Annotated in this window: 17 protein-coding genes; 15 read left to right on the forward strand and 2 right to left on the reverse strand. The window is 47.5% G+C overall.

What is annotated here, in order from left to right; translation table 11 throughout:
- The first annotated feature begins 53 nt into the window (after positions 1-53).
- The 3 genes from RRU94_RS15510 to RRU94_RS15520 all read left to right on the forward strand — a co-directional run bounded on the left by RRU94_RS15510 (position 54) and on the right by RRU94_RS15520 (position 2,733).
- A complete protein-coding gene (locus RRU94_RS15510; protein WP_315695504.1) occupies positions 54-971 on the forward strand; it encodes an ABC transporter permease in 918 nt (305 codons plus the stop codon).
- Positions 964-1,758 (forward strand): ABC transporter ATP-binding protein, encoded by a 795-nt coding sequence (locus tag RRU94_RS15515; protein ID WP_251270859.1) that lies wholly within the window; start codon positions 964-966, stop codon positions 1,756-1,758. The genes RRU94_RS15510 and RRU94_RS15515 overlap by 8 nt, the downstream gene beginning before the upstream one ends.
- A 126-nt stretch (positions 1,759-1,884) precedes the next feature.
- A complete protein-coding gene (locus RRU94_RS15520; protein WP_315695507.1) occupies positions 1,885-2,733 on the forward strand; it encodes a DegV family protein in 849 nt (282 codons plus the stop codon).
- A 25-nt stretch (positions 2,734-2,758) separates the two neighbouring features.
- Here the strand turns inward: RRU94_RS15520 and RRU94_RS15525 are convergent, their stop codons facing one another.
- Entirely contained in the window at positions 2,759-3,127 is a 369-nt protein-coding gene (locus RRU94_RS15525) for a cyclic-phosphate processing receiver domain-containing protein (RefSeq protein ID WP_315695510.1), read from the reverse strand.
- Positions 3,128-3,551: 424 nt separating this feature from the next.
- Positions 3,552-4,040: a PCYCGC motif-containing (lipo)protein gene (locus RRU94_RS15530; RefSeq protein WP_315695512.1), complete on the reverse strand. Its 489-nt coding sequence runs from the start codon at positions 4,038-4,040 to the stop codon at positions 3,552-3,554.
- A gap of 118 nt (positions 4,041-4,158) precedes the next feature.
- Between RRU94_RS15530 and RRU94_RS15535 the strand changes: the two genes are divergently transcribed.
- The 12 genes from RRU94_RS15535 (at position 4,159) to RRU94_RS15590 (ending at position 12,638) form a co-directional block, all read left to right on the forward strand.
- Positions 4,159-4,947: a GDSL-type esterase/lipase family protein gene (locus tag RRU94_RS15535; RefSeq protein WP_315695514.1), complete on the forward strand. Its 789-nt coding sequence runs from the start codon at positions 4,159-4,161 to the stop codon at positions 4,945-4,947.
- Entirely contained in the window at positions 4,944-5,522 is a 579-nt protein-coding gene (locus RRU94_RS15540; RefSeq protein ID WP_315695515.1) for a YpmS family protein, read from the forward strand. Before RRU94_RS15535 ends, RRU94_RS15540 begins: the two co-directional genes overlap by 4 nt.
- 11 nt (positions 5,523-5,533) lie before the next feature.
- Entirely contained in the window at positions 5,534-6,058 is a 525-nt protein-coding gene (gene msrA, locus RRU94_RS15545; RefSeq protein ID WP_315695518.1) for a peptide-methionine (S)-S-oxide reductase MsrA, read from the forward strand.
- Positions 6,055-6,480 carry a peptide-methionine (R)-S-oxide reductase MsrB gene (gene msrB, locus RRU94_RS15550; RefSeq protein WP_251270852.1) on the forward strand — a complete coding sequence of 142 codons (426 nt, stop codon included), beginning with the start codon at positions 6,055-6,057 and terminating at the stop codon, positions 6,478-6,480. The genes msrA and msrB overlap by 4 nt, the downstream gene beginning before the upstream one ends.
- 197 nt (positions 6,481-6,677) lie before the next feature.
- On the forward strand, positions 6,678-6,905 hold the full coding sequence (locus RRU94_RS15555; protein ID WP_315695521.1) for a YozE family protein: 228 nt from the start codon (positions 6,678-6,680) through the stop codon (positions 6,903-6,905).
- Positions 6,906-6,963: 58 nt separating this feature from the next.
- Positions 6,964-7,725: a sporulation protein gene (locus RRU94_RS15560; protein ID WP_315695523.1), complete on the forward strand. Its 762-nt coding sequence runs from the start codon at positions 6,964-6,966 to the stop codon at positions 7,723-7,725.
- A gap of 213 nt (positions 7,726-7,938) precedes the next feature.
- Positions 7,939-8,646 (forward strand): purine-nucleoside phosphorylase, encoded by a 708-nt coding sequence (gene deoD / locus RRU94_RS15565; RefSeq protein WP_315695525.1) that lies wholly within the window; start codon positions 7,939-7,941, stop codon positions 8,644-8,646.
- The gene (locus tag RRU94_RS15570) at positions 8,643-9,419 is read left to right on the forward strand and encodes a M15 family metallopeptidase (RefSeq protein ID WP_315695527.1); all 777 of its coding nucleotides are present in this window, start codon (positions 8,643-8,645) and stop codon (positions 9,417-9,419) included. The genes deoD and RRU94_RS15570 overlap by 4 nt, the downstream gene beginning before the upstream one ends.
- A gap of 159 nt (positions 9,420-9,578) precedes the next feature.
- Positions 9,579-11,021 carry a lmo1851 family serine protease gene (locus tag RRU94_RS15575; RefSeq protein WP_315695529.1) on the forward strand — a complete coding sequence of 481 codons (1,443 nt, stop codon included), beginning with the start codon at positions 9,579-9,581 and terminating at the stop codon, positions 11,019-11,021.
- Positions 11,022-11,147: 126 nt separating this feature from the next.
- The gene (locus RRU94_RS15580) at positions 11,148-11,390 is read left to right on the forward strand and encodes a hypothetical protein (protein WP_315695530.1); all 243 of its coding nucleotides are present in this window, start codon (positions 11,148-11,150) and stop codon (positions 11,388-11,390) included.
- Positions 11,391-11,445: 55 nt separating this feature from the next.
- Positions 11,446-11,787, forward strand: coding sequence for a hypothetical protein (locus RRU94_RS15585; RefSeq protein ID WP_315695532.1), 342 nt, complete (start codon positions 11,446-11,448; stop codon positions 11,785-11,787).
- Positions 11,788-11,873: 86 nt separating this feature from the next.
- On the forward strand, positions 11,874-12,638 hold the full coding sequence (locus RRU94_RS15590; RefSeq protein ID WP_315695534.1) for an SDR family oxidoreductase: 765 nt from the start codon (positions 11,874-11,876) through the stop codon (positions 12,636-12,638).
- The last annotated feature ends 17 nt before the right edge of the window (positions 12,639-12,655 follow it).

Consider the following 12,655-nt stretch of genomic DNA (forward strand, 5'->3'; position numbering starts at 1 on the left):
GGAAAAGGCGCGCCTTCACCGGGCGCTTTTTCTTGTATATAGGGGGATTTTTTATGATGACAGCCATGTTTGGCGCCGCGGAATCGGGCGTTATTTATGCGATTATGGCACTCGGTGTTTACTTGTCATTCCGGGTGCTTGATTTTCCAGACTTAACGGTAGACGGAAGCTTTGTAACAGGCGGAGCCGTTGCCTCGATTATGATTGTAAATGGAAGCGATCCATTTACAGCAACGATTGTCGCGCTGTTTGCCGGTTTTCTGGCTGGATGTGCAACTGGAATTTTGCACACAAAAGGCGGCATCAACCCGCTTTTATCCGGCATTTTGATGATGATTGCCTTGTACTCTATTAATCTGCGGATTATGGGCAAGCCGAATGTGCCGCTGTTAGCGGAAGAAACGGTAATGACCAAAATAACTAACTGGTTTGCCTCTGAGTGGAGCATTCTTTTGTTTATGCTCCTGTTAACGCTGATCATTAAAGTTGTCACAGATCTATTCTTGAAAACAGAAGTAGGACTGAGTCTGCGCGCTGTCGGAGACAACGAAGGAATGGTGCGAAGCTTTTCGGCCAACACAGGCTGGATGAAAGTGCTCGGTCTGGGTCTATCCAACGCCCTCGTGGCATTCTCAGGTGCCCTCGTTGCCCAGTACAATGGATTTAACGACGTTGGCATGGGGATTGGGATGATTGTCATTGGTCTTGCTTCCGTCATTATCGGTGAAGCGGTGATCGGGCATTCTTCTATTGCCCGGGCGACGTTGGCTGTTGTGGTCGGAGCGATTTTATACCGGATGATTGTGACACTTGCGCTCCGGATTGAATTTTTAGATACAGGTGATATGAAGCTGATTACAGCCGTTATTGTGATTATAGCGCTTGTTCTGCCAAAAGTGCTCGACCGGCAAAAAGCGGCTGCACGAAAGAAAAAACGGCTTCAGCAGTTAGGAGGCAGCAGCCATGCTTGAAATGAACCAAATTTTTAAAGTGTTTTATGAAGGAACGCCCGATGAAAAAATTGCCTTGAACCGGGTAAACCTGTCGATGAAGCCGGGTGATTTTGTAACCGTGATCGGCTCAAATGGAGCAGGGAAGTCGACGCTGATGAACGTAATTTCCGGCAAGCTTACCCCGGATATGGGAACGGTCACGATTGACGGGACGAACATGACGTCGCTTGCCGAGCACAAGCGGGCATCCAAAATTGGCCGCGTGTTCCAGGATCCAATGGCGGGTACAGCCCCGACCATGACAATCGAAGAAAACCTGGCTCTTGCCTACAACCGGACGAAAACACGTACGCTCGCATTCGGTGTAACGAAAAAACGGCGTGATTTTTACCGGGAAAAACTTGAAATGCTCCACCTGGGCTTAGAAAACCGGCTGCAGGCAAAAGTCGGTCTTCTTTCAGGCGGAGAGCGGCAGGCGCTTTCTCTTTTGATGGCGACATTCACTGACCCGAAAATTTTGCTTTTGGACGAGCATACGGCAGCTCTTGATCCGTCACGGGCGGAGCTGATTACGAATTTAACGAAAGAAATCGTAGACAAGCTCGGTTTGACTACACTGATGGTTACCCATAACATGCAGCAGGCGCTTGATCTTGGCAACCGGCTGATCATGATGGACAAAGGGCAAATCATTTTTACGGCCAACGAAGCAGAAAAAAGAAGGCTGACCGTGGAAAAGCTGCTGGCAGAATTCCAAAAAATAAAAGGCGGCGGAGGCTTAAGCGACCGCTCACTTTTATCGTAAAATGGGAAGAAGACGATACGTCTTCTTCTTTTTTTGTGAAAAGCGTTAAGAAGATGGGAAGAATGGATAAAGAAAAGTAAAATGAAGGTATCACCACGTTGAATGGCAGGAAAGAAGGGATATAAATTGGGCAGCATTAAAATTGTAACGGACTCGGCACTGGATATGACGAGCGATGAACTCCAAAAACTCGGCATTACGATGGTGCCGCTGACCGTCCTAATTGACGGGAAAACGTATTTGGATACGGTTGATATTTCAGCGGAAGCGTTTTTGGATAAAATGGCCGCGGCCGGAGAACTTCCGAAAACTTCACAGCCGCCAGTCGGCCGGTTTTTGGATGTGTATAATGATCTCGGTGCAGACGGCAGCCAGATCATTTCCATTCATATGACCGGGGAGATGAGCGGAACATATCAAGCGGCACGACAGGCTGCTGAAATGTCCTCATCCGATGTAACCGTCGTCGATTCACGCTATATTTCAAAAGCGCTTTCTTATCAGGTGTTAGAAGCGGCCCAGATGGCGTCGTCCGGCCGCAGCGTTGAAAACATTATCGCACGCCTTGATGAAATAAGGGCCGAAACGAAGCTGTATATTATGGTCGATACGCTTGAAAACTTGGTTAAAGGCGGGCGGATTGGCCGGGCAAAAGGCTTTATCGGCTCTCTGTTAAATATTAAGCCGATTGCGGACCTGGATATCGGGGCGCTGTCTCCGGTTACGAAGGTAAGATCGCATACGAAAGCGCTGCGTTTTTTTGCAGATCAGCTGAGTGAAGAGTTAAAAGGAAAAGAACTTGTTCATTTCTCGATTATGCATGCCGGCCGGAACAGTGCGGCTTTTTCAGAAAAGCTGAAAGAAGAAGTGGAACGGATGACCGGTTTTGGGCAGGTGGAGATCGGCATCACAGCGCCGATTATTTCCGCTCATGCCGGGCCGGGTGCTGTTGGCGTGATGTATCAGGCTAAATAAGAAGAACAAAAAAACAGGAACCGGCTTAAACAAAGCCGTTCCTGTTTTTTTTATATGCATCTATAGGCGGATGAAGCGGCAAAGGACGGAGTATCACTTGAATGGCCCGCGGCATTTGGTGATTGGACTGGGCGTCCTTTAGGTAGCGGTACATGGCTTTTCCGCCTACTGAATTGGCTGAATGAATGGTAATCCGCTCTGCGAACAGCTGGTGCTCGACCATAAGCTGAACGAGAAGAAAGCCATTCCTGCTTTTACTGACTAAATCATGATCCAGCGACAAATGGCCGATGGCATGACTTTTTAATAAATCAAAACATTCGTCGATTGTTTCGACAAGTGTATGGTCAGGAGGACAAGTACGGTAGTCGTCAAGAAAAACATTGATACTCATATTATCAGTCCTCACATTAGACGTAACCAAATTATACCACGTTTTGGACCTTTAAACGAGAAAAAGAAAAATAAAAGCTTTATTTAAGCGCCTCAGACTCTAGACAAATCATATTGATGAATGTGCACATGAATGGGATGGATCGGCGGCGTCCAGGCAGCTCCGCTTTCCATGGGGCAGGTGCTGAACCCGACTTCGCCTGGCGGCTCCACCGGTTTCAGCTGCCCGCTAGTCCCATAGGAGTCTGCGCTGCCCTCCCGTCGCCAAGCGACTTGCCCCAAGATTGTACAGGGCTAATAAGGTCGTATCTTTCTCTTTAAAAAAGAGAAATTGTCTATTCAGTCCTTGCTTATGGATCTTCCATACCACTTATCGGCTCTTCTTTAAAAGCGAAAGATTTTGTCTACACACTAAGGCGCTTTATTTAAGCGCCTGGAAGCGGAGTAGGTGTTGGTTCTGCATAGCCTTCGCTATACGTATGATCAATATAAGTACGGATTTCTTGCGGTGATTTGCTCTCTTCTGTCATGGCTGCAGCTGTGGCGGCAATGTCCAGGCAGACCCCGCAGCGAGTGCCGTGGTCATCCCAGGTGATTTCATTATTGTTTTGCTTTGCAATAAAACAATTCAAGCTGCTTTTATGGCCGGCAGACTCTCCGCATCCACAGTAGCACGGTATTTGATCGAGCACAGCCGCATGTTTGGCAGCGGCTGCATAAACAGCCCTTACATCGTCCTCTTTGTTATCTAAAAAAGCCGGCAGTGTATCTGCTGAAGCTGTCACTTCCTGCAGGTCGCCACTTTGGGCTGTATGTGTATGAGAGGTATGTGACTGGGCGTCGTCATCCTGTCCGCATGCGGCTGCAAAAGGAATAGACATCGTTAAAATGATGATTGATAGTTTCTTTTTCAACGTGTTTTGGGGCTCCTTTCAAATTAGAAGAATACCGGAAAAACTGATATAATCATACATTGAAACCCAATCACTTTCAACCGTGCTTGGAACATGATACGATTTTGAAAAAGAAGAGGTGACGGCGTTGAAGTGGGGAGCAGCGGGTATAATATTAACATTGCTGCTGGCCGGGTGTGGGAACAACGCACAGGAAACAGTAGGAACACGCGTCCCGCAAAATATAAGGATTGTGTCAATCGGGGATTCCCTGACAGAAGGAGTCGGAGATAGTACAAACTCCGGCGGCTATGTTCCATACCTGGAGGATCAGCTGGAATCGCTTGATCAAATAAAAGACGCATCGTTTGTGAATTATGGAAAGCGCGGCAACCGTACAGATCAGCTGATTAAACGGCTGAAAGAGGAAAAAATTGGAGCAGACATTCAACAGGCCGATATCGTTATGGTTACGATTGGCGGCAATGATGTCGTAAAAGTAGTAAAAGAAAACTGGTCGGATTTAACAGTGGATACATTCGAAAAAGAAGAAGAAGGCTATGGAGAGCGCATCCGCACTGTACTGCAGGACATAAGAGCCATTAACGAGGAAGCAGGCATTGTGCTGATCGGCATTTATAATCCGTTTGGCCGTGTTTTTGTTGATACGGATGACGACGAAGCGATTGTTCAAGCATGGAACAAGCGGGCAGAGGAGGTGGCCGCATCATTTGATCGAACTGTATTTGTAAATGTCGAAACGGTTTTTGGAGAAGGCAGTGACGGGCTGTTTTTTGAAGATCAGTTTCATCCAAATGATATGGGGTATGAACAAATGGCAGGCCGCATTTTTGATACGATCAATGGAGATCCGCTTGAAGAACTGACCAGCCAAAAAATTGTTATGCCAAATGAGGGATCAAATTGACGAAATGGAAAGTGGCCTTTTTTCTACTGTTAGGCAGTATTATTGCCTTCATGGGAATGCTTTTAATTTTTATTTTTCTTCCGTCTGGCGCGGAAAAACCGGCTATTCTGGAAGCAGAAGGAGAAACGGCTTTTCACGTAACCTCCACAAAAGCGGAGCTGAATCAGCTCGTAAACTATTATTTAGCACAGGAAGCCGGCGATGCGCCGATCGATTACGATGTATATATTGGCAACGATGTAGAGCTGTATGGCTCTTTTCCGGTGCTTGGGACAGACGTTGACTACTATATGACATTTGAGCCGGAAGCGATGGAAAACGGCAATATTGTCCTTCATCAAAAAGGCCTGCGCGTCGGCCTGCTTGATATTCCGGCCTCATACGTACTGAAAACAGCCGACAGCGCATATGCGTTTCCCGACTGGGTGCACGTTGTGCCCGATGAGGAGCGGATTTATGTATCACTTGCCGAAATGCGGCTTGATAACGGAATGCGGGTAAAAGCTGAATCATTTAATTTAGCGAAAGACGATATTCAATTTGCGGTGCTTCTGCCGGAAGGAGCCGCAGAATAGGAGGCAGCAGGATGGAAAAAGCAATTTTTGCAGGAGGATGTTTTTGGTGCATGGTAAAGCCGTTTCATGAACAGCCGGGCATTGAGTCGGTTGTAAGCGGCTATACAGGAGGACACACAGAAAATCCAACGTATGAAGAAGTATGCAGCGGAGCAACCGGTCATATTGAAGCGGTTGAAATCACTTTTAATCCGAATGTTTTTTCATATGAAAAACTGCTCGATGTATTTTGGATGCAGATCGATCCGACCGATGCCGGCGGTCAATTTTATGACCGCGGACGATCTTATATGCCGGCCATTTTTTACACGACTGAAGAGCAAAAACAGCTCGCGGAAGAATCGAAGCAGCGGCTTGATGCAAGCGGACGGTTCAAAAAGCCGATTGTGGTAGAAATCCTGCCGGCAGAGCCGTTTTACTCGGCTGAAGCGTACCACCAGGACTACTACAAGAAAAATCCCGCTCACTATAATGCGTACCAGACTGGTTCAGGCCGGGCTGCTTTTATTCAATCACATTGGAGGGACATGCAGTGAATAAAGAAAACTTAAAAGAAAAATTAACACCGATGCAATATAACGTCACGCAGCAAAACGGAACGGAGCCGCCTTTTCATAATGAATACTGGAATGAAACGGCAGAAGGCATTTATGTAGACATCGTTTCAGGCAAGCCGCTGTTTTCTTCTAAAGATAAATATGATGCGGGCTGCGGCTGGCCAAGCTTTACGAAGCCAATCGAAGCGGTAGAGGTACTGGAAAAACGCGATTTGTCACACGGCATGATTCGAACAGAAGTGCGCAGTAAAACAGCTGATTCGCACCTTGGCCACGTATTTCCGGATGGCCCGATGGAAGCCGGCGGTCTGCGCTACTGCATTAACTCGGCTGCGCTCCGCTTTATCCGCAAAGAGGATTTAGAAGCAGAAGGATATGGAGAATACAAAGACCTTTTTTAAAGTTTTTGAGAGGGTACACAAAATAAGAAGACAGGCTGAGTGAAAACGCCTGTCTTTCCAGGAACGCCGCCGGCTGGGAAGCGGAGTGACCTTTTTGGGGTCATGAGCATTCACAGCCGGCAAGTGACGCCGAAAGCGGGCGTTTCTCAACAGCCTGAAAGACCTTTTCTAAGGTCTTTTTTTTGGAGGGAAAAAGAATGCATAAATCATTTTATCATTATCTAATGAGGTACCGGGAGGAGCCGCCGCGCGATAATCTGGCTCTGTTTGCGAATGAAGCATTTGCGGACCCTTCCTTTCCGAAGATGGCGGATTCTTATGATGTATTAAGCCGTTATTTGGAAATGGATGTGGATTATTTACCGACGATGAGCGTATTTGATGAAGCGTGGGAAAAATATGAGCAGGATGAATTAAACCGGTGAAACTTTTTAAATGATGGGTCGTAAATAAGACAACGACAAAGAAATGGAGTGAAGCTGGATGGCATTGTTTAACAAAGCATTGGCAAGCATTGGAATTGGAAACGCAAAGGTGGATACGAAGCTGGAACGAGCCAAATACACAGCCGGTGATGTGATGCGCGGCATTGTAGAGGTAAAAGGCGGAAATGTAGCCCAGCAGGTGGATTCCATCTACGTCTCGGTGATGACGACGTATGTGCGGGAAACAGATGACCGCAAAGTAGTGGAGGAAGCAGCGGTTGTAAAGGAAAAATTAAATGAACCCTTTACCATTAATCCTGGTGAAGTACGGGAGTTTCCGCTTCAATTGACGCTTCCCTATGAAACGCCGATTACACAGGGGAAAACGCGGGTTTGGGTCGCAACAGGCCTTGACATTAAGCAGGCAGTGGATCCGGCCGATAAAGATTATATTGATGTTCATCCTACTGTCATGGCAGAAGAAGTGCTCGATGGCGTCCGTGCACTTGGATTCCGTCTGCGCGAAGTGGAATGTGAGCACGCCCGCCTGACAAAATATCCATTTGTGCAGGAGTTTGAATTTGTGCCAGTAACAGGCGAGTATGCCGGCAAGCTGGACGAACTGGAGGTCTCATTCCTGCAGCAGTCGAAAGAGGAAGTGGAGGTGCTGCTGCAGGTGGATAGACGGGCACGCGGCCTGGGCGGATTTTTGTCTGAAGCAATGGGCACCGATGAAACAAATATCCGCCTGCGCATTTCCCGCCAGCAGCTTTCAGGATTGCGGAAGATGCTAGATGAAACGATCCGCCGCTTTGCTTAAGAATCAGTGAACTCACTTAGACCGCTGGCATGATACATGCCGGCGGTTCTTTTTGGTGTCATTCTTGTACTGCCCGCAAAGGTGGGATAGAATGAGATAGAACCCGGGCATTCGTCCGGGCAGATTCGTGCGTTTTAACATATGTACGATGGGAGAGCCAACGGGGAAAGTCTCGAGTTGATTGGCTTATTTTATTTGATGGAGGAATTATAAATGAGTGTACACATTGGCGCAAAACAGGGCGATATCGCCGAAACAGTCCTGCTTCCGGGCGACCCGCTGCGGGCAAAATATATTGCGGAGACGTTTTTGGAAAATCCGGTCTGCTATAACGAAGTTCGTGGCATGCTGGGCTTTACCGGTACATATAAAGGAAAGAAGGTATCTGTTCAAGGTACCGGCATGGGTGTGCCGTCGATTTCGATTTATGTGAATGAGCTGATTCAAAGCTATGACGTCAAGAACTTGATTCGGGTCGGTACTTGCGGAGCGATTCAGCAGGACGTAAAGGTACGTGATGTGATTTTAGCGATGACGTCATCAACAGATTCCAGCATGAACCGCGTGACGTTCCCGGGAATCGACTATGCGCCGGCAGCCGATTGGTCCCTGCTGAAAGCAGCTTTTGATGCCGGTACGGAAAAAGGGCTTCAGCTGAAAGTGGGCGGCGTGTTCACAGCGGATCAGTTTTACAACGACAACGCCGATCATAAAAAATGGGCTCAGTACGGCATTTTAGCCATTGAAATGGAAACAACCGCTCTTTACACGCTGGCAGCAAAATTCGGCCGCCGTGCCCTGTCGGTGCTGACGGTAAGTGACCATATTATCACAGGTGAGGAAACAACAGCCGAGGAACGTCAGACAACGTTCAATGAAATGATCCAAGTGGCGCTTGAAGCGGCGGTTCTATCTAAATGAAAAAAACAGCTTTAACCCTGGCAGCGGCTTTGATGCTTGCCGGATGTACACCAGCAAAAGAAGAACCTGTAAAAGAAAGTGAACAAACAGCACCTGCAAAAGAAGCCGTAAAAGAAGAAACGGGACCTGTCATTGACGCATCGTATTTCAATCAATTGAAAGAGGTGGACGGTGTGCAGGAAATTCAAAATCCGGAAAATATGATGGTGCTTGTGAACAAAGAGTTTGCGCTGCCTTCTGATTACAGCCCGCCGGATTTGGTTCGCCCGAATGTGCAGTTTTCCTTCGGCAACCAGGACATTGAGAAAAGCTATATGAGAAAAGAAGCAGCCACCGCGCTTGAAACGATGTTTAAAGGGGCGGAAGAAGACAAGATTTACTTGTTTGCCGTGTCAGGCTATCGCTCCTATAGCCGCCAGGAAGAAATTTTAGCGGCCGGGGCGGCAGCAAGCAGCGAAGAACAAGCCCTAAAATCGATCGCTCCGCCAGGCATGAGTGAGCATCAGTCAGGGCTTGCCATGGATATTTCCTCTGAAGGCAATCAATTTGAACTCAATGAAGAGTTTGAAGCGACAGAGGAAGGCCGCTGGCTCAAAGATCACGCCCATGAATACGGTTTTATTCTTCGTTACCCGAAAGGCAAGGAAGATATTACCCAGTATATATATGAACCGTGGCATTTTCGCTATGTCGGCAAGGAAGCAGCGGCTTTGATTTACAAAAACGGCTGGACACTCGAGGAGTATTTCGAACAGGTGAAACCAGCAGAGTAATCTGGTGATTTCAGCGTGTAAACAGTGCTAGAAAGCAGGCTGACTGGAACCGGCAGAGTAATCTGCCGGCTTTTTAAGCAGGTTTTTGTTTTGAAAAATAAACGAAAACTGCTAAAATGAGAAGATCAGTGTACATAGATGATGAAAGCGGGGAACAAAATGGAAGAAGAAAAGCCGGAACAGGGCCATTATGTCAAAATAAAACGATTTCCGTTTATTATAATGATTTTTGCGCTCGTGTTTATTACGGCGGCGGTAACGACACTAACGCTTGCTTTCGGTGACGAGAAAGCAGTTGAAGTTGGAGCGCCGGACCGTTCAGAGTTCAGCAAATTATATGAAGCATACGACAAAATTCAAAGCACGTACTATGAAGATGTGGATCAGGACAAGCTCGTCAACGGTGCGATCAACGGGATGATTGATTCACTTGAAGATCCATATTCAGATTATATGGATGAAAAAGAAGCTTCCCAGTTCCATGAAGAAGTATCCAGCTCGTTCCAGGGAATTGGAGCTGAAGTACAGGAGCAGGACGGTTACATTGTCGTCGTATCGCCGATTAAGGGATCTCCTGCCGAAAAAGCGGGCTTAAAGCCGAATGATATGATTCTTTCCGTAGATGGAAAAAGCATTCAAGGCATGAGCGCTTCCGAAGCCGTTCTTCTGATCCGCGGCGAAAAAGGAACGAAAGTAACATTAGAAGTGCGAAAAGCCGGAACGGAAAAAGCACAGAAAATGACGATCGTCCGCGACGATATTCCGATTGAAACGGTGTATGCCGAAATGCAGAAAAACGGCATCGCCCATATTCAAATCACAAGCTTTTCCGAGCATACAGCGGAGGAGTTTGAAACAGCCCTCGCTGATATGAAAAAAGAAGGCATGAAAGGCATTGTGCTGGATCTTCGTCAAAATCCGGGCGGCCTGCTTGATCAGGCCATCGACATGGCCACCCTTTTTGTACCGGAAGGCAAAAACATTTTACAAATCGAATCTGGCGGCAAAACCGAGGCGTATAAAGCGGAAGGCGGCGAGAAAATTGAGCTTCCGACCGCTGTGTTAATTGACAGCGGCAGTGCCAGCGCGGCAGAAATTATGGCGGCAGCTCTAAATGAATCGGCCGGCATTCCGCTTATTGGTGAAAAATCCTTCGGAAAAGGCACCGTTCAATCAGCGGAGGACTTCAGCGATAATTCTAATTTAAAGCTGACCACAGCAAAATGGCTGACGCCGAACGGAACATGGATTCACAAAAAAGGCATTAAGCCGGATGCGGTTGTAGCGCTTCCTGATTATGCAAACTTGACGTATATTAATCCGGAATCCAAGCTGCAGCTTGAATCGATGTCAGATGAAGTGAAAACAGCTGAAAAAATGCTGTCGGCCCTTGACTACAATCCGGGCAAATCGGACGGCTACTTCGATGAATCAACAGAAAGTGCCGTAAAAGAATTCCAAAAAGCGGCAAAGATTGAGGAAACGGGTATCCTAACCGGTGCTTCTACGACGAAACTGATGGAGAACCTTCGCTTAAAGCTGGAACAAAACGATACACAGCTAAACCGGGCGATCCAGTCCGTGCAGGCAAAAATCAAATAAAAAAAACCTCTCCCGGCGCGGAGAGGTTTTTTTATGAGTACATTTTATGGGAGAATAGACGTTTGTCCCTAGCCAAACGGGAAAAAGAAGCATAGAATAAAATTCGGAAATAAAGGAGGGTTCTTTTTGGCAGATTGGCATGCATTGTATCAAGCACTGTGGAAAGGACGCACGTTTACCGATATAGAAGAAGCGATCCAAAACGAGCTTGAAGATAAACTGAATCATCCGCGCCTGCGCAAAAAGCCGGAGCAAAAGCTGGTTGAAGCCGTTCGCCGTGTTTGCGCGTCGTCCTTAACGGATACAGAAAAAGTAACGCTAATTTCTGTTTATTTGAATCATTTTGAAGAAATCAAACAAAAGCATTGATTTTATACCCCTTCGCGTATAAAATAAAGCAGGAAACGGATGGAGGGAAGCAAAAATGACGGTGGTGATCATGGCCGCCGCAGTGCTGGCAATCGCAGCAGCGCTGCTCATTGGCTATAAACGTTATTGGCCGGTTAACGTAAAGCGCATATCTCTCGAAGAAGCGGCTGGGCATCCGGTAATTGATGTGCGTGACTGGCAGGAAGCAAACCGACTGCCGCTTGAAGGAGCAGAGCTGATTCCATGCGGTTACATTCCGCGGAATGCAGGCAAATTTGGCGGGCAGGAAGTATATATCGCTGCTGCTTCAGCGGTTGAACGGAACTTTTCCGTCCGGCTGCTGAAAAAATACAACATTCATGTAAAAGGGTTTATTTGCATGGATGGCTCTCTTTAAGCCGGTGCTTGTGCATCGGCTTTTTAAATTTGCCAGCCCCGTATCCCATCATTTAGGATGAAAGTAGAGAATGGGGGGGACGCTTCATGGCAAAACGCGCCTTGATCACAGGCGGTTCAAAAGGAATTGGGCGGAAAACGGCGGAATACTTAGCAGCCGCAGGATGTTCAGTCGTCATTAACTACCGCTCAGATGCAGCAAGTGCAGAATTGTTTGCAACAGAGCTGTCAAACCGGTTTGGCGTACAGGCGTCAGCTGTACAAGGAGATGTGTCACGAAAAGAAGATTGTGAGAACATTGCTTCCTTCTCTGGAGAGATTGATATTTTAATACACAACGCAGGACCATACATAAAAGAACGAAAACCAATGGCCGACTATTCCTGGGACGAGTGGCACGGGCTGATCAGCGGTAATTTAACCTCCGTATTTTACTTGTCAAAGCTTCTCCTGCCGGGTATGAAGGAGCGGGGGTGGGGCCGGCTGATTGCATTTGGCTTTGACCGTGTTGAAACAGCACCGGCCTGGGTGGACCGTTCCGCTTTTGCAGCTGCCAAAACAGGACTTGCCTCGCTGATCAAAACGATTGCCCTGGAAGAAGCATCATCCGGCATCACAGCGAATATGATTTGTCCGGGAGACATTGCGGGCAAGTGGAAAGAAGAAGATATAAACGCTGCAGAGGGAAAACCGGCTCCGCTTGTGCCGGTCGGCCGGCCGGGAACCGGCGGGGACATTGCCCGGGTAGCCGCATTTCTTGCTTCCGAGGCTTCCGCTTTTATTACCGGTGCGATTATTCCGGTAACGGGCGGACAGGATGTGCTTTGCAAGCATTTTCGAAATGGAACATAAGGAAAGAAGGAAGCTTT

Source organism: Domibacillus sp. DTU_2020_1001157_1_SI_ALB_TIR_016 (assembly GCF_032341995.1).
In the GTDB taxonomy this organism is placed as follows: domain Bacteria; phylum Bacillota; class Bacilli; order Bacillales; family Domibacillaceae; genus Domibacillus; species Domibacillus indicus_A.